Source organism: Halobacillus amylolyticus, assembly GCF_022921115.1.
GTDB lineage: Bacteria > Bacillota > Bacilli > Bacillales > Halobacillaceae > Halobacillus_A > Halobacillus_A amylolyticus.
Genome location: NZ_CP095075.1, coordinates 3,039,591 through 3,056,835, shown reverse-complemented (window position 1 = coordinate 3,056,835; position 17,245 = coordinate 3,039,591). Strand labels below are relative to the sequence as shown.

Below are 17,245 nucleotides of genomic sequence, written 5' to 3'. Positions count from 1 at the left end.
CATATGACTAGTTTTTACAGTGAATTATCTTCAGAAGTGTACAACCTAGAAGCCAATTGGCCACTCTTTTGGTGATATCGAATTTTACAAAAAGCGATTAGCATCCGTACAAGGCAAGATCCTAGAACCTGCATCAGGAACTGGCAGGATGCTCATTCCTTTACTTGAAGAAGGATTAGATGTCGACGGGTTCGATCTTTCCGCTGATATGATCGAAATATGCCGAACCAACTGTGAACAGAGAAGACTTCAACCTACTCTCTTCCAAGATAAAATGGAGTCCTTTGCAACTGATGAGACTTACGAGGCGATCATCATTCCTACGGGCACGTTCCTTCTACTCTATGAAAGAGAACTTTCTCTACAAGCGTTACGAAACTTCCATAGACATTTGAAACCTGGGGGTCGTCTTATCATTGATCTCATGGTACCCTCTGAATTTCCAATTGGAAAACATTCTACTCGAACATGGGAGTTGGACAATGGTGATATGGTTACATTAGATGATCATATTGTTGAAGGTTAACCAATATTCTATCTCTTACAGTCAATATGAAAGGTGGAGAAACGGTCAGTTAATACAAACTGAACTCGAACGCTTTCCACTGCGTTGGTATGGTGTGGAGGAATTCAGGCTGATTTTACAAAGCCTTGGGTTTAAGGATATCATTCTGTCAAGCGACTATCAGTTTGACAGCTATCCTACGAATTCCACCGGGACGATTACTTTTGAAGCTACCGCTCATCGTCAGGCCGACTGATTTCGAATTGCACGAAATCATTGATAATTGCACATAAAATGCGATAATTGCACCAAATATCAATTAATTGCATATTTCACGGGATAATTGCGTGAAATCAGACATTAATTGCATATTTAGATGAATTCCTACCTATCAGAGAAAAAGGATGAACCATCAATTGGTTCATCCTTTTTCTTTCTGTTTTATTTTCTCCTGAATACTTCAAAGAAATCGATCATTGCATGAAACATTGCAACAGATTGAAAGGTAAGTAAACTTAATGCAGTTAAGGAGAAGAAACCAATAAATAGAAATCTAGCTGACAGGATGGTGTGAAACCAGGCCATTTCAATTCCTCCTTATTTTTTCAATCATATGAATAGATCACTCCAATCATACTCCTACTGCCTTATATTTTAAAGTTTTTCGCCACGGACAAAGGTTGGCACTCATATCGGGCAATTCTCTGATCTTGCATTATAAAATGATGATCACACGGTTCTACTCCCTTTAGAACTTGGGGAAGATACCTAGGGATCATTCCTCCAACACCCTGGTTCTGCTCATCTAGTACCCATGATTGATCTTTCCAGTCCAAGATCCCTTCAACGTTTGCTGATGGCGTTTGAAGCGCGTATGTCCCCTGCAATTTTACGTGATAAACGTACATACCACCAAACCGTTTCTCGTCAATTTCCCATCTCACCGAGCCTTTATTGATAAAATGCATTTGGTCTACAGGAAGTCCAGTTTCTTCTTTAACTTCACGTACAATACATTCATCTGGACTTTCTCCAGCTTCCATTTTACCCCCAACACCATTCCACAACCCTTGGTTAGGTGCTTTGTTTCGGTTAAGCATTAACAATAAATCACCTTTTGTTATAAATGCAATTGTTTGTTTATACACCCTAGTCCACCTCCTAAACAAGCTCCCCATATTTTGCCCACCACGGCTGTGCCTTTTCTAACTGTGCAGCAAGCCTAATTAAAGTGGATTCATCACCGAAACGCCCCATAAAATGCGAGCCAATCGGAAGGTTATTCTCACCCCAATAGAGAGGTACACTCATGGCCGGCTGGCCTGTGACATTCGCAATAGGTGTTAAATGGGCATACTCTGCGGACACTGCCAATATTTCATCCACCGATTTTTCTTCTCCATTATAATGCCCTAACGGCAGTGGTGGCTTCGAATTCACGGGGTGCAGAAGCACATCATAGCTGTCAAAGAATTCATGTACCTTTACACTTTCTGTATGTAGATATTGTCGTGCCTCTTCATACTGCAGTGCTGTCATATTACTACCTTTCTTATGTAAGGTGAAAAGGATCCGCTCCATATTCATCTCATTTATCTCTTTCCGATTTAAACGGGCAGCTTCTTTCACAGCCAATGCTCCCCCTACGACCCATACAGTTACAAAAGCATCCATAAATCGGTGCAAATCAAAATCTGGGTAGGCGAGTTCAACTTGATGACCAAGACGTTCACAAAGCTCAGCTGTAGCTTTCGTCGATTTCTGTACTTCCCCGTCAATTTCCATTAATGATCCAAAGTCCGCCATATAACCAATTTTCAATATCCCCGGTTCTTTCCCTGCTTGCTCTAAAAAAGAACTTTGATCATTCGGGGTGAAAAAGGAATCTGTTTTCTGAGGGCCCTTTAATACGTCTAATAGTGCGGCGCTATCCCTTACAGACCTTGTCACAGCGTGATTGACGGATAAGCTATTGAAGCTCAGCGATAAAGGCGTTCGCCCTCGGGTAGGCTTTAATCCAAATAAACCGCAGCAGGAGGCAGGAATTCGAATGGAACCTCCCCCATCGTTCGCATGGGCAAAGGGGATCATTCCAGAGGCTACAGCAGCAGCGGCTCCCCCGCTCGATCCCCCAGGGGAGTAGTTCCTATTCCAAGGGTTTTTCGCGTATCCTAAATATGTCGATTCAGTCGCAGGAGTAAATCCGAACTCAGGCGTATTCGTTTTTCCTATAACCGTAAGTCCTGCCTGTTTGAAACGTCTTACATTCACATCATCCACTTCCGCCGTATACCCGTCCATCAGCTTCGAACCACTTGTCAACGGCTCCCCTTTAACTGCATTCAAGTCTTTTACTAAAAAGGGCATCCCTGCAAAGACACCATCCTCTTTCGTGCTTGTATGAAACATTGTGTGCACGACCGCGTTAAGCTGTGGATTTTTCTCTTTGATCACTTGAATATAGTGCTCGGTAATCTCTGTAACCTTTATTTGGTTATTTCTTATCAGATGGAGTTGATCCAATCCGTCCATCTGCGCCAATTCCGGGATTTTCATTTTTAACAAAAACTCCTTTGTTTACAAAAGCTGCTGCAAGTCCTCCATCACTTCAATGTAACGAACCGTCTCCCTATGATAATCAACGAAGGATTCCTGCCGTTGAATGGCATTCATAAAGGTCTCCACTTGAAGGCGATATTGATCCCCTTCAATGATCATCTCTTCTGTGCCATTTTCAGTTTGAATGGTAACGATGCCCTGATGGTCTTTCTTATCTGGACGGTAGGCATCATGAACTTTGATCATGCCTTTGGTGCCAATCACCTCATACTCATTGCGCGGCACACCATCAAAGCTACAATCTACTTGCACAATGGTTTCGTCCTCTAACATCAACGTAGCAACTGCTGTTGTATCCACCCCGAACTTATCATCGATGTGTGCAACTGCATTAACGTTCTTCACTTCCTGACTCAGCACGTGTAAGGCTGAATGGATACCATAACAACCTACATCCCAAAGGGCTCCACCGCCTTTGTTTACGTCTAAGCGAATATTATTAGAATCTCGATTAAAATGAAAGGAAAAGCTAGCACGGACAAGTCCAACGTCACCAATTGCCCCCTCTTCTATCAATTGCTTCACTCTCTCATGCTGGGGATGAAATTGATACATAAACGCTTCTAAAAAATAAACTTGATTTTGTTTACAAGCTGTGATCATGTCCTCCACGTCCTGAGCTTTTAGTGCAGCAGGCTTTTCACATAAAACATGCTTGCCTGCTTCAGCCGCTTTGATCGTCCACTCTTTGTGCAAATGGTTAGGAAGCGGAATGTATACAGCCTCAATTTCCTCATCAGCTAAAAGCAACTCATAACTGGAGTAGGCCTTGGGAATACCAAACTCCTCTGCTACTTCTCTTTCTTTACCATTTTGACTGGCAATCGCATCAACTTCCGCATCTTCTGCACGTTGTAGTGCTGGAATAAGTGCTTTCTTTGCAATCGCTGCTGTACTTAAAATCCCCCACTTCATATCAACACCTCTTTCTGCGTACTTTTCTTAAAATTATAACATTTTAAGGCGATCAAGTTTAAACAACATGATACGTTCATTAACGTTATTTTCCTCTACTAAATAAGTCAAAAGTTGACACACTAACCTATATCATTAAAACCGTTTCTTATCGGTTTAATAAATATCCACGCAGGAAATCTAGCTGTAAAGCTTCAAGGAGATGGTAAATATGGGACAAACCTCAACACTTCGCACTCGGAAATTCTTGCCTCACTTATTTATCTGTTTTTTCGTTATCGGTATCGTAATCCTCAACAGTTTGTACGTTCAACCTATCGAAAATACATCACGTAGTTTAATCGCTTTTATAGTTGCTCCTCTGCTCATTTCATACGCAAATCAACACCATTTATGGTTTCGGAGCTCATTTCGATTTTTTGTAAAAAGAAGTAATCGGCTGCTCTCTAGCATGGCTCTGTTTGTTGGTGGAGTATTAGTGAGTTATGAGGTATTACACACGATTTCCAACGAATGGGGAATCGTTCTCCACCTCATGATTCTCGGGTTCAGCTCCATCATTTATTGGGGTCCGCTAATTCTCAAGTGCCCATTCCAGAAATCAAGGGCTTATTTAGACAAGCTTGCCTACTTTACAGGAACAACCTTACTCTTCTTCATTTACCATCAGGTCTCCTTTGTCTATTACGAATCTACTCCGACACTTGGATTTATGATCGCCGGGCTTATCACGATGCTCTTAACATTGGTATACCTCATCCACCAGTGGGTTCAAGCTGAAAAGAAAATCGACAACACCAGTGCCGAGGGATATGTTCGCCCGATAAAGGGAATTTAAGTAAAGTTTAGAGTGGGTTAAAACAGGAACATCATGCACCAACACCTAACTCTCCAGGGTACTCAGCGATTGAACTTCCTCCGCGTGATCATCAAGGGGATGGATAATTAGTCTTGCTCAGTTAAGCTCCTACGTTAACAAAATAATAGACAGGCTCTCGAGTTGAGAGCCTGTCTTTTTCTATCTTACTTATCTAGGTGTCATAAATAATTGAGTCCAGTACGTACCATATGAACCGCCTTCAACATAACCTACACCGATATGAGTAAAGCTTTCATTCATAATGTTTGCGCGGTGTCCAGGGCTGTTCATCCAACCTTCCACTACCTCTTGTGGAGTTCGTTGGCCTGCCGCGATGTTCTCGCCTGCTGTTGAGTAGCTGAAGTCATATTGCTTCATCATGTCAAAAGGTGAACCATAAGTTGGTGACGTATGGCTGAAATATCCTTTGTCTGCCATGTCTTGTGATTTCATACGTGCAAGATCACTTAGGCGATTATGCATTTCAAGAGGTGCCAATCCTTCTTTTGCTCGCTCCTCATTGACTAACTGAACAACTTTTTCTTCGTAATTAGATGTTGCATTTGCTTCAACCTCAGCTGGTGCTTGAGATGCTTCTGTAGACTCTTGCCCTGACTGGGGAGCCTGAGCAGCTTGCTCGACTGGTTGCTCTTGCTGAGCTGGTTGTGGTTGCTCCTTCTCTAGTTCTTGTGTTTGAGAAGGCTGTGCTGGTTGTTGTTCCGCTGGAATTTGTTCTGGGTTAAAGAGAACCTTAAAGTTCTGCTCGAATCTCTCCACACTGAATTCCAGGTTCTGTTCTGATAACCAATCTTGTATATAGGTCATCCATTCTCCAGCAGACTGTGTATTTACTTGTTCTACTTTCCAAGTTCCCCGCTCTTGGGCTGATGCTGTTGCTGGAGAAGAAATGGAAACGATAGCTAAAACAGCGACTAAAATGAAAGAATATCTTTTAAGCAAAGCTTTCACTCCTTTTGTTTTGTTTAATGCAGCTTGAAGCGTTAACATTAGTATTCCATGCCTAGCATCCAGCAACAAGGGCCGATAGTTATCGTAAGTCTTCCCTAGCAAACACCAGGAATTTCTTGCATTCCCAACGAAGAATTATTATCAAACCCATTCCTGTACTGGAAAAATAGTGATGTTTATTTACAGTTTGTTAACTTTCCTTTATAGATCTCTTTTTCTGTAAGGGAGAAGTTGAAGTCTCTCGCAAACTTTTTCAAACGTTTATCTTCTACTGGATTAGTTAGTGATATTACCGTACCCGATGCAGCTCCTAAACGCGCAGTACGTCCAGCTCTATGAATGTATTCAGAGGCAATTTTGGGTGTATCTATATTAACGATATGCGTAATATCTTTAATATCTAAACCTCGGGCTGCTACATCCGTTGCTAGTAACAGGGGAAAATCCCCATTACGAAAACTTTTCAATGCTTTGGCACGTTCTTCCTTTTTAGCACCACTATGCAAGACACCTATTTCCAAGCCTTTATACCTAAGTTTTTCTGCCTGAACACTTAAATTCCCAATATCTTTCACAAATGCCAGCCCTTTAAACGATTCCATTCGGGCTAATTTCCTAAGTGTTTCTACCTTGTCACGGTCTTGCGTAGAAATATATACATGTTCAACATTCGGTTTTAACACTTCTTTCGTTACGCGAACTACTTCAGGATCATTCATAAACTCATTGGCTAATGTTTCTACTTCATTTGGTAACGTTGCTGAGAAAAGGAGGATTTGCCTTTCTTTAAGGGTTGCTTTAACAATGTTGTGGACAGTCTCCTGATGTTCTGGGACAAGAAGCTGATCCGCTTCATCAAAAACGAGTGTTTTCATTTCGTGTGCTTTCAACTTTTTCTGCTTCATTAATTCATATACCCTGCCCGGCGTACCAATAACCATTTGCGGTTTCTTCTTAAGTTTTTCAATTTGACGCTTTACATTTGCACCGCCAATTAACGTCGCGCTTGTTAGACCACTATTTTTTGACCATGCCTGAACTTCCTGATGAATTTGCATGACGAGTTCATGCGAAGAAGCGAGCACAAGTACTTGCGTGTGCTTTTTCATAGGATCGATTTGTTCCAACAGCGGCCATAAATATGCAAGTGTTTTTCCACTGCCAGTGGGTGCCTCAGCGATGACATCTTTTCCTTCTTTGATAAGTGGGATGGCTTGTAGTTGAATGGATGTGGGTTGATCGAAGCTCGATTCCTCCCACGCTTCTTTTATAAAAGGTGCTAAATTCTGAAACCATATAGGGTCTGTCGATTGGGTCATAACTAGTCTTCTCCTTTGCCGGACGCGTTCTTCTAATTCATAAAAAAACAGGTCCCCAAATTTACAGAATGAGACCTTTAATTGCGTACGTCTATTTTGATTTCTCTCATTATATCACACTGAGGCTAACCCTCTTCAATGAATGTCTTCATTTTACCCAAGTGATTGGCATCTTCTTTTTTGATAATCTTTTTGATAAGCGGCTTCATTAATGTGTTGCGTAAACCTAATGTTTCTAATTCACCATTAAATTCAACCTTCGTACCTTCCGTCGTTTCAATAAAAGTATAATGATAGCGCAAATCAATTCCATGCTGCGCACTTCGAACCGAATAGCTCTTGTTTTGCTCGAAATCAGTAACTTCAATAATAGACGCAGATTTACGGCCGCGTATCTCGCGTACTTCTTTAAATTGATAGCCTTCCCGGACTGGTCCCTCTGTTAAGGATTCAACATCGACTACCGTTTTCATTATTTCTGGACTCTTCGAAAAGTCTGTCGCTACAGCGAATACCTCGTCAATCGGTTTTTGTATGATAACACTACTCTCAAGGAACGCCATATGTACCCCTCCATGATCGATCTTCTTCGTGTTATTGTATCCCATTCACTATAGCTTAGCAATTTCCTTTACGAAATAAGGACATGCCTCGTGACTTCATCACCTAGAAAAAGTACACTATCTATAACAATATTGATTTTGCCAAAAACGGAAAGGAACATGTGATGGATATGATAGAACTTCGCTATTTTACAGAAAACGATTTTCCTCAACTAATGGATTGGATCAAATCTCCAGAATTTTTACTACAATGGGGCGGCCCTATGTTTCAATACCCACTTGACTATGAGCAATTACAAGACTATGTAACCGACTCAAATACTGAGCATGCCAGTCAGTTCATCTACTGCGTGATCAACAAACGGACGGACACTATAGTTGGACACATAGCCTTGCGAAACATTGATAGAACAAATAAATCGGCCCGAATTGGAAAAGTCATCGTAGGAGATCAGACTCGTGGAAAAGGGATGGGGACAACGATGATGAAGGAAGTTCTTAAAATAGCCTTCGATGAACTTAAACTTCATAAAGTCAGCCTTGGAGTGTTTGACTTTAACGAACCGGCCATTCGCTGTTATGAAAAAGCGGGGTTTAAAAAGGACGGTTTATTACGTGATCATCGAAAAATGAACAACGAATACTGGAGTTTATATGAAATGAGTATCTTAGACTCTGAGTGGCAGGGCTGACCATAGAACGAGCCCACAGCCAAACAGGTTGTGGGCTCGTTCCTTATACTTCTATCCAAAACCTTTTCATTACATTTCCATCCTTTTCAACAAAGTCATCATCCTGAACTCCGCCATTTTTTCTAATTGTTTTTTCAGATCCTATATTTCCTTCATCACAAACGACGAGGACCTTTAGGATCCCCAATTCTTTCACCTTTTCTAAAGTTAAAGCTAATAATTTTACAGCATACCCTTTCCGCCTTGCAGAAGGACGAATGCCATAGCCGATGTGGCCGCCCGAGTTGGACAACTTTTCTGTTAATTGATGGCGTACATTTACTACGCCTAACACGGTTTGATCACGGTCTACAAGCCAAAAGGTCGAATCAGGCACCCACCCCTCTGGAAGATTCCTCCCTTTTTCTGATGCCAGAAGACTCTCAACCATTGCACCAAAATCTGACGGGTCTTTTCCAATCACCCATGGAACCATTTCCTCTCCAGATTCTTTCCATTCTTGATAAAAGGAAAGGTACTCTTTTTCTAAATTCGCTGTAGGTTTAATCAAAGATACATGTCCCATATACTATACTCCTTCCTGTGATCTTTTATTTCTTTTCTTCCTAATCATCAAGAATACAATTACACCGATGATGATCAGAGGAAGCAACACGGGTATGTTGCCGACAAAGAAAACAACTAAACTTGAGAAAATGGAAATGAGAAAGTTTATACTCTTCAAAAATTGTTGCTTTGTTTGATCCCACGTATTTAGTTCCTCATCATTCATCCCAGAAATACGCACATTATTTTCTTGAATATGAACAGTTACAGTGGCCAAATCAGCTTTATTTTGCAAGTAATTCATTCGCCCTTGTATTTCTTCTATCTCGCCCTGGACTTTAGCCAAATCGTTAGAAATCTTCAATAGATCTTCCGTTTTTTCAGCTTGTTCCATAAAAGAAAGCAGCCGCTTCTCAACTACACGTTTAGATTTTAGGCGAGACTCGAGATCGACGTACTCCTCTGTCACGTCTTGCCCTGAAATCGAACTTTCAAGAACCTTGCTGCTGCCCTCTTCCACCAACTGAATGAACTCATGAAACTCTCCTTGGGGGATGCGCGCGGTTACATGCCCATTGGCTGAATCCTCGCCAGAATCTCCAGACATATTTGATTCCACAATATAACCACCATATTCAGAAACCTTTGCTTGAATATCGTCGATGGATTGTTGGTAATCTTTGACCTCAATACGGAGATTGGCCGTATAAATGACTTTTCGATCAGATTGGTTCACTTCACCTGTTCCTGCTTGAGTACTTCCCTCTTTAGACGCGTCATCTTGTTGTACGTTTTCTAATTCATTTGGTGGAGTAGAAAACTTACCACTTTCTTCGGTCACCAAAGTCGCTTTGTCAGCTGACGATTCCGTACTTTTTGAGTCATCGCTGCAGGAAGTGGCTAAAGCGCAAAAACTGAGAATCACTATCACAACCATCCATTTTCTCATGTTGACCTCCTGTCTGATCAATTCTTCTCCGGGGAAGATTGAACGGCTTTGGTAGTATAGACGGAATTAACTGAAAAAGGTTACATATACTTGATAATTTTGTAATTTATCAGCATCGGGAACACTTGTTCTAAAAATGAATAGGTTTGTGTACACAAGTGTGGTAAAATCATAGTTGGATAATATTCTTTTAGGGTGGTCGGCTAACCCCACGACAATAAGGGGGTGATGCCCATGAGCATGTATGAAGTTCTAATGGTTTTGTTTACATTTGGAACGTTTTTGATTGCATTGCTCGCATTGATCATAAAAATGATCAATAAAAAATAGACCTCCCTATTAACCTGACAAGTTGATCGGGAGAGGTCTATTTCTCTAAATAGCTGATCCCCTGGGGGAACCATTATCTAAAAGGGTCGCAGTAGCAGCTGCGCCCCTTTTTTCATTATATGTTTTTCTATAACTATTATACCATGTGCAAGCTTACCTTACCACTGTTGATCAACAAAGTTTCCACCCCGAACCTTATCTGCGATTTCCTGATTATATCCGCGCGAAAAGCGCATCTCCCCACTATTCATACTTTTTCAGGAAAAGATCCGCGCTGAACAAAAGCATATATCGCCGATCCAGCAAGCAATATTCCCGCAATAAAGAAAGCGTATGGAACTCCAAATGTGTCCGCCAAGAATCCAAAGACTAGCGAAGATACTCCAAATGTGAGGGATACTAACGCACTTTGAGCTCCATAAAGCTTAGGCAACTCATCTGTTGCAGCCTCTTTTTGAACATAGGTCTGAACCGTAATCGTTTTGAGCTGCTCGATAAAACCGTGAAAAGCTGCAAAAATCAGCGCTATCCAAGCTACTGAAATCAATCCAAATGTAAACGTTAGAAGGCTGACACCAAATGAAGATAAGATGAGAAACTTCCTCATTTTTTTCTCAAGGATAAGAGAGAATTTCGAACAAAATACCCCTCCCAAAATTAATCCTATAAAAAATAAAGTATTGAGATAGCCCCACCAAGCTTCTGTTTGATGTAGCACTTCTGTCACAAACACGTAGAGGATAGCGGCTATCCAAACAACATTCGCAATGGCTTCAAAGAAAATCATCACATGGAGGTTCCTAAAAAGCTTGGATCCCCAAATCATTTGCCAACCCTCTTTCATAGCTGCGATTGGGTGGTTGCCACTCTTTTTTCTTTGAAAAGGTGTGTGATCAACAACCTTATGCATCATGTAGGAGGCGCTAATGAACAAAGCAAACGTAAGCCAAATGACATGGCCACCGCTTGTAAGTGCAACAAGAACTCCCCCAAGAGCCCAGCCTCCAAATTGGATGGTTTCACTTACTACCGATACGAAACTATTCGCTTTCACAATATCTTGTTCAGAAACTAACCTCGGAAGCATGGCACGAGTTGCCGGTACTGCCCATCCGTCCAAAAAAGCAATCCCTAAAACAAATGTAAGGATAACCATGATGTTTGGATCGGGCAAAAAACTGATCAATAATGAAAGTCCAAACAATACAGCTGTTTTTCCCACTTGAGACCAAGCTAACAAAGACTTCAGCCGATATTTATTTAGTACAATTGAAGAAATCATTCCACTGATAAAACGTCCAAACGTATTCACAAATGGCAACAACGCCAAATACAATGCTGATTCAGTTAAGGTGTATAAAATGGAGATCAGCCCAACGATTAATAACACATCACCTAGGTTGGCAACCGCCTGGCCGATCCATAAGAACCGAAAAGATTGAGTTTTCATATTCACTACCCCTTTTTATCGTTTTAATGATTGATAAAAAAGGCAGTATTTACATATAAAGAGAACCCCCTAACTATTTTCAAAAAACATTGCAGTTGACACAAAAAACTACTACATTTTTTCACTTAGGAGTAGCGAAATGTCATCAATCCTTATTTTTCAAGAAACCCTTCCCTTTAGTACACCCATAAGGCATAATGTCTCCATTGTAATAGAGATTATTTCTAATGACTCCTTCCTGCCTGAAGCCTAGTTTCTGAAATGATCGAATCACTCTTTCATTATATGAAAAACATCCAGTCCTAAGCGACGCAAATTTAAATTTTCAAACCCAAATTGTAACAGCAATGACATCGCTTTCGTTATATGATCCTTTATCCTCTCTCGTTTCTCTACCTATGTGATAATTTATGACCTTTGTGGGAAATTAAGGCGTACCCGTTTCGTATTAGTTTCTCTAGTCCTTCATTTAGGATAAAATTGGCTTTAGAGAGTCTTATAAAAGTACCCATTCTGTTATGTCTAAGGAGTGTTTCCGCTTTGTTCACCTTTGAGAACGTCACCTATCATGATATCTTGCATATACCTTCATTAACGATCAATGAACATCAGAAAACTTGTATTGTCGGCGAAAGCGGCAGTGGTAAGTCTACATTTCTAAAGCTTCTGAATCACATGATTTCCCCAAGTGACGGCAAGCTGTTTTTCCGTGGCAAAAATGTCTCAGAACTTGAGCCCATTGCGCACCGAAGAGAAGTAGTCATGCTTACACAACATCCCGTATTGTTTGGCGAAAGTGTGAAAGATAATCTGTTAGCCGGCATTCACTTCGCTGAGCAGGAAGTACCCGATGAAGCAGCTTGCAAGAAAGCGATGGAACGTTTTCGTTTACATAAAGATCTTGAGGGCGAGGCTGAAACCTTATCTGGAGGTGAACAGCAGCGCTTGGCTTTAGCACGAATGACGCTTATGGAAAGCCCGGTGTATTTGCTGGATGAACCAACATCCTCCCTTGATGAGGATCTGGAGCATGAAGTCATGGAGAATTTTATGACATTTGCAGAGGAACAAAAGAAAACGGTTATTTTTGTGACCCATTCCAGTTCAGTGGCGGCTGCGTTTTCTGATCAAACCATTGATTTCCATGAATATACGTTACAAGGGAAGGGATCATCATGAGAGATGAAATGATTAACCTCACGCTCTGGCAGCTCGGAGCAGCTTATGTATTCATTATTATTTTATTAGCCATCGTACGCTGGCGCAAAATCCCGAGGGAAAAACAGATCTTAATTGCCACCATACGAATGACGTTACAGTTGCTTATTGTCGGCTATATTTTAATGTTGTTATTTGAAAACCCACACCCATTACTGACCATCCTTGTCGTTGCGATCATGGTCGCCTTCTCTATCCGCAATATTTCAAGCAGGGTCCGTGGGGAGCTAGGCAAACCGCTAAAGCGCGCCGTTCTAATTTCTATGATTGCAGGCTCTGTCGTTAGCTTGCTTTACTTTAATTTTATCGTCATCCAGCTTACACCTTGGTACGACCCTCAATATTTCATTCCAATCGCCGGAATGATTATTGGTAACGCCATGACAGGGGTTACGCTCGGTGTACAGACCCTGCTTGATGGGATGAATGACCAGAGGCATAAAGTGGAAGCGGCATTAATGCTTGGTGCGACGCCACAGGCAGCCACCAAAAAATGGGTCAATCGTGCATTTGATTCCGCCATCCTGCCCACCATTAACAAAATGGTCGGCATGGGAATTGTGTTTTTACCAGGAATGATGACCGGGCAGATTTTAGCCGGAGCGAGTCCGTTCGTCGCTATCGAATATCAAATTGCCATCCTGCTCGGTATTGTTGGGGCCGTTTCGTTAACGGTTATCGTATTTGTCAATCTAGCCTATAAAGTATTCTTCAACGAAAGCAGTCAACTACTCCATAACACAATGAATGGTAAAGGCTGATATGGGAATCTCTCATATCGGCTTTTTTAATTTTTTAGTACAACGCCCCTTTATTGAGGACAATATGTAAGTAAGCAACCACACCTAAACATATGTTTATAATTAACATACCAGCCCCCATAAATATTGAAGCATTAAACCCGAAGATACTGAAGAAAACATGGAAGAGCCGTTGGACGATCCAGAAAATGATGGAGAAGATGAAGATGATCCAAAGACTAAAGATTAGAAAAAAGAGGTCTTTGTAACAGATACTCAAAAGTTACACTGTGGAAAATTAAAAGAGAGTGTCCCACAAACCATTGTGGGACACTCTCTTTTTTACATAATCAAAAACAATGATTCTGCTCTATCCTTAGCATATATCTTTCCACGTTTTTGCTGTTTTATTAAGAATAAGTTTAGCAAGAAAAAACCTTCCAAAAGCCAGTCCTATGTGGAGATGGGGCTGCGGATTTGCAGTTATGTTGTTGGCATACAAATCCACATATTCCTGAACATACCCGTTAGGTACTAACTTTTTAGATTTGGTGGCCTGTGCCCCCCGGCGCGTTAATGCATTAACGCGCCGGGGGACACAGACACTTTCAGTTACTAAAATAACCAGTTGTGATTCTTAAATAGCATGAGAGGATTCTTAATAACCCGGGGTAATTCTTAAATAACATGGGAGAATCCTTAAGTAACCAGCTAGGATTCTCAAATAGCTGGTTTTAGTTTCTAAGCAAGACCTCTTTCTATCATTTGCACAAGACATTACTCAGAATACGCCCCGTTTGTTTAAGAAAAACAGTCTGTTTCATTAAATTGAGAGACCAATTTTACTGTCACTCAGCAAAAAACGCCCCCTAGCCAAGATCCAGGAGGCGTTAGTATGGTTGTCATGGAATTCCAAGAAAAACTATTCGTTCGAAAAAGTAATGGCTTTCCTTCCGTCCACAATAGGCAAGATAACCTTACTCCGTTTTGGATCAACAGTAATCTCAGTCCCCGCTTCCGGACGAATCGTATAGTTATGATCTGAAGAAAGCAGAACCACACCTACTTGGTGGCCTTCCTCAAAGATATAATCTTCAGGCTGCATCCCCCACGTGAACTTATACTCTTTACCTGGTACAAGCGAGTGGGATTTAGAAATCGAATGGCGGTTTTGCGGATCCATCCAACCTCTCGTGACGATTTCAAATGATTTTTCATCTGGATCGTAATCTACTAGCAGTGCCGTTAAATTAGCGGCACGTGCGTCAATGCTTGCTCGAATGGAAACTTCAGGTGTTCCACTTATTCGAAGTGCAGATTCAAGTTTTGGTGTTTGGTAAACTAATCGATTCTCTTGATCACTATCTGGATTCTCAGCGAGTGTTTCAGCTGTTATTGCTGGATTATCTACAAAAGTCGCTGTCGTCTTATTTTTGCCTGACATTGGCTTTAGATCAAGACTAGCCCCTTCTGCCTGGAAGTTTAAAGAAATGTCCTTTGCATCCTTCGCAGGCCAAGACTCATACGTTTTCCAATTTCCATCTTCTCGTTGAATATCTACCATTGGCTCTTCCATTACATTGTTGTCAATGTCGTACAACCAATAGTCAAACCACTTATTTAGCGTATCAAGCCATTCTTCATTACGGAGATAGTAAGGATTGGCATGTCCGCTTTGGTGAAGCCAAAGTTTACGTTCTACATTATTTTCGCCAAGAGCGTCCCACCATTGGGATAGGTGCTTCGTCTTTACGTTCCAATCGTTTAGGCCATGTACGGCAAAAACACTTGCTTCAACTTTACTAGCATCTTTTACATAGTTACGTTCGTCCCAATATTCATTGTAGTCGCCTGTTTCACGATCCTGTAATCTCTCAAGTTTCTGAAGAACGTCATCACATTCTCCTGCGTTCGCACGCGTCGTAACAGCATGTGCCAGGACATCTGTGTCTTCTCCCTGATACCCTCCTGGTGCTACAACAGCGCCATTTGCTCGGTAATAATCGTACCAGCTGCTAATTGCCGCAATCGGAACAATCGTTTCTAATCCTTCTACGCCCGTTGTAGATACAGCATTTGGCAATGTACCATTATAGGAAATCCCCATCATGCCTGTACTTCCAGTGGACCAATCAGCCTCAACAAGATTCCCTTCACTGTCATAAGCTTTTGTTTTGCCGTTTAACCAATCAATAACGGCTTTTGTACCAAGCGTTTCGTTCTCGCCGCCTGACGTTGCACATCCATTTGAAAGCCCACTTCCTAGGCTTTCAGCAAGAACAACTGCATATCCACGGGGAACAAAATAATCGTCATAGTAACCTGGGAACGATGGTTCATTTGGACCGGCTGCTGCAGATGTGCTGGTCGCACCCTGGTCTTGTGCAAGACTTACTTCACCTTGTTCATCCTTCCCTTTTTTCGCAGGTTTCTTATGGTCTACTGGATTTAAAGGGACATCGACATCATGGAAATTGATCGGATTGAGTCCAGCACGGTATGGGCTCATTTCATAGATGACCGGAACTTTTAAACCCTGTTCCGTTTCTTTCGGTCGAATAATGTCTGCGTGGATGCGATCAAGTTCCCCGTCGCCATCACTATCAACAGACGTTTCGATAAAGACTGTTTCCCGTATCGCTTCTTCATGGGAATAAACCGGCTGAGTTTTTCCGTCTTTCACTTCAATTTGTTGGACATCTGAAGGCTTAGAGTTACCGTCTTCAGCACCAGCCGGCTGAACGGTAAGCACAGTTGATAATATCAATAATAAAAACGTGGTATGTAAGAATACCTTTTTCTTCACAGATTACCCCTCCTAAACTAGAATTCATAAGTTATATCTTCGCTGAAATTCTAGTTAGTCCCTCTAAGATTTCGAAAAAATCTAAAAACACTAGAAAGGGCACGGGGCTAATGCACCATGAATAATTAATCACCTCAATAATGCGCCATATATCTATTAAATTATACAAAATTCGCTTTCACTGAATGTAAGGCTGTTCCCCTATTGGCTAAACACGATGTGGACAAACTCATAAGAATAGAAAAGCTAATGCTAGGTTTCTTCTAGCATCAGCTTACATAGTTTACTTATCCGGGGTATTTTTCAACTCCTCTGTCATCGCCTCGACTAAATCCGGCCTGCCGTGATATTGAGCAGGCGTGTTTTGAAAAAGTTCAACTTTCCATTCTTGATCTCTTTTCACCGCAGTAAGTGTCTGATGAGCGTTAAGTTCTGGATTTAGTTCTGTCTGACCTGGGGGAACCATTCCTACGATGGCGCGTAACACAGCACTTTCCTCTCCTAATATTCGAACATCCTTTACTTTACTAACGAATGGTGGGGTGGGATGCTGGCCAAATACTTCACTAAGCTCCGAAACCATTTCTTCTGGTCCCTCCATTAAACTTCCATCAAATCCAATTTGCTCGCCTGTTTCGGTATATAGTGTAGCCATAGCCTTTGCATTTCGATGGTTCCAGGCCTCTATTAACTTTTTATAGAGTGCAGTTACCTCTTCTTTTATTCGAGAATGATCCATCATACATACCTCCTACAATCCCAATG

Annotated in this window: 17 protein-coding genes and 1 pseudogene; 6 read left to right on the top strand and 12 right to left on the bottom strand. The window is 41.5% G+C overall.

The genetic code is table 11. From position 1 onward, the window contains the following. Positions 1 to 3 precede the first annotated feature (3 nt). Positions 4 to 761, top strand: a pseudogene (locus MUO15_RS15700) (class I SAM-dependent methyltransferase). 185 nt (positions 762 to 946) lie between these two features. Here the strand turns inward: MUO15_RS15700 and MUO15_RS15695 are convergent. From MUO15_RS15695 to MUO15_RS15680, 4 genes are all read right to left on the bottom strand, one after another. Continuing rightward, positions 947 to 1,090 (bottom strand): hypothetical protein, encoded by a 144-nt coding sequence (locus MUO15_RS15695; RefSeq protein WP_245030599.1) that lies wholly within the window; start codon positions 1,088 to 1,090, stop codon positions 947 to 949. A 62-nt stretch (positions 1,091 to 1,152) separates the two neighbouring features. Continuing rightward, positions 1,153 to 1,653, bottom strand: a complete 501-nt coding sequence (locus MUO15_RS15690) for an NUDIX hydrolase (RefSeq protein WP_245030598.1) — start codon at positions 1,651 to 1,653, stop codon at positions 1,153 to 1,155. A gap of 13 nt (positions 1,654 to 1,666) precedes the next feature. Continuing rightward, the gene (locus MUO15_RS15685) at positions 1,667 to 3,061 is read right to left on the bottom strand and encodes an amidase (protein ID WP_245030597.1); all 1,395 of its coding nucleotides are present in this window, start codon (positions 3,059 to 3,061) and stop codon (positions 1,667 to 1,669) included. Positions 3,062 to 3,082: 21 nt separating this feature from the next. After that, entirely contained in the window at positions 3,083 to 4,039 is a 957-nt protein-coding gene (locus tag MUO15_RS15680; protein WP_245030595.1) for a Gfo/Idh/MocA family protein, read from the bottom strand. Positions 4,040 to 4,517: 478 nt separating this feature from the next. On the opposite strand from MUO15_RS15680, the gene MUO15_RS15675 reads away from it, so the two are divergent. After that, positions 4,518 to 4,877 carry a hypothetical protein gene (locus MUO15_RS15675; protein WP_245030593.1) on the top strand — a complete coding sequence of 120 codons (360 nt, stop codon included), beginning with the start codon at positions 4,518 to 4,520 and terminating at the stop codon, positions 4,875 to 4,877. A 189-nt stretch (positions 4,878 to 5,066) separates the two neighbouring features. Here MUO15_RS15675 and MUO15_RS21995 read toward each other — a convergent pair whose 3' ends face one another. The 3 genes from MUO15_RS21995 to MUO15_RS15660 all read right to left on the bottom strand — a co-directional run bounded on the left by MUO15_RS21995 (position 5,067) and on the right by MUO15_RS15660 (position 7,749). Further along, positions 5,067 to 5,858: a CAP domain-containing protein gene (locus tag MUO15_RS21995; RefSeq protein ID WP_318036166.1), complete on the bottom strand. Its 792-nt coding sequence runs from the start codon at positions 5,856 to 5,858 to the stop codon at positions 5,067 to 5,069. A 185-nt stretch (positions 5,859 to 6,043) separates the two neighbouring features. Beyond that, on the bottom strand, positions 6,044 to 7,186 hold the full coding sequence (locus MUO15_RS15665) for a DEAD/DEAH box helicase (protein ID WP_245030591.1): 1,143 nt from the start codon (positions 7,184 to 7,186) through the stop codon (positions 6,044 to 6,046). Positions 7,187 to 7,311: 125 nt separating this feature from the next. Next, positions 7,312 to 7,749, bottom strand: a complete 438-nt coding sequence (locus MUO15_RS15660; protein ID WP_245030589.1) for an SRPBCC family protein — start codon at positions 7,747 to 7,749, stop codon at positions 7,312 to 7,314. Positions 7,750 to 7,919: 170 nt separating this feature from the next. Here MUO15_RS15660 and MUO15_RS15655 point away from each other — a divergent pair, with 170 nt between their 5' ends. Beyond that, a complete protein-coding gene (locus MUO15_RS15655; protein WP_245036053.1) occupies positions 7,920 to 8,441 on the top strand; it encodes a GNAT family N-acetyltransferase in 522 nt (173 codons plus the stop codon). A gap of 43 nt (positions 8,442 to 8,484) precedes the next feature. Here MUO15_RS15655 and MUO15_RS15650 read toward each other — a convergent pair whose 3' ends face one another. Beyond that, positions 8,485 to 9,006 (bottom strand): GNAT family N-acetyltransferase, encoded by a 522-nt coding sequence (locus MUO15_RS15650; protein WP_245030587.1) that lies wholly within the window; start codon positions 9,004 to 9,006, stop codon positions 8,485 to 8,487. 3 nt (positions 9,007 to 9,009) lie between these two features. Further along, positions 9,010 to 9,936 (bottom strand): DUF4349 domain-containing protein, encoded by a 927-nt coding sequence (locus tag MUO15_RS15645; RefSeq protein WP_245030585.1) that lies wholly within the window; start codon positions 9,934 to 9,936, stop codon positions 9,010 to 9,012. Positions 9,937 to 10,170: 234 nt separating this feature from the next. On the opposite strand from MUO15_RS15645, the gene MUO15_RS15640 reads away from it, so the two are divergent. Beyond that, positions 10,171 to 10,266 (top strand): putative holin-like toxin, encoded by a 96-nt coding sequence (locus MUO15_RS15640; protein WP_245030583.1) that lies wholly within the window; start codon positions 10,171 to 10,173, stop codon positions 10,264 to 10,266. A 247-nt stretch (positions 10,267 to 10,513) separates the two neighbouring features. On the opposite strand, the gene MUO15_RS15635 is transcribed toward MUO15_RS15640, so the two are convergent. Beyond that, entirely contained in the window at positions 10,514 to 11,716 is a 1,203-nt protein-coding gene (locus tag MUO15_RS15635; RefSeq protein WP_245030581.1) for an MFS transporter, read from the bottom strand. A 540-nt stretch (positions 11,717 to 12,256) separates the two neighbouring features. Here MUO15_RS15635 and MUO15_RS15630 point away from each other — a divergent pair. Continuing rightward, positions 12,257 to 12,895, top strand: coding sequence for an ABC transporter ATP-binding protein (locus tag MUO15_RS15630; RefSeq protein WP_245030579.1), 639 nt, complete (start codon positions 12,257 to 12,259; stop codon positions 12,893 to 12,895). Between the two features lie 8 nt (positions 12,896 to 12,903). Then, a complete protein-coding gene (locus MUO15_RS15625; protein ID WP_245030577.1) occupies positions 12,904 to 13,695 on the top strand; it encodes an ABC transporter permease in 792 nt (263 codons plus the stop codon). A 901-nt stretch (positions 13,696 to 14,596) separates the two neighbouring features. On the opposite strand, the gene MUO15_RS15620 is transcribed toward MUO15_RS15625, so the two are convergent. Further along, positions 14,597 to 16,480, bottom strand: a complete 1,884-nt coding sequence (locus tag MUO15_RS15620; RefSeq protein WP_245030575.1) for a Xaa-Pro dipeptidyl-peptidase — start codon at positions 16,478 to 16,480, stop codon at positions 14,597 to 14,599. 283 nt (positions 16,481 to 16,763) lie between these two features. After that, a complete protein-coding gene (locus MUO15_RS15615) occupies positions 16,764 to 17,219 on the bottom strand; it encodes an SgcJ/EcaC family oxidoreductase (RefSeq protein WP_245030573.1) in 456 nt (151 codons plus the stop codon). Between the last annotated feature and the right edge of the window lie 26 nt (positions 17,220 to 17,245).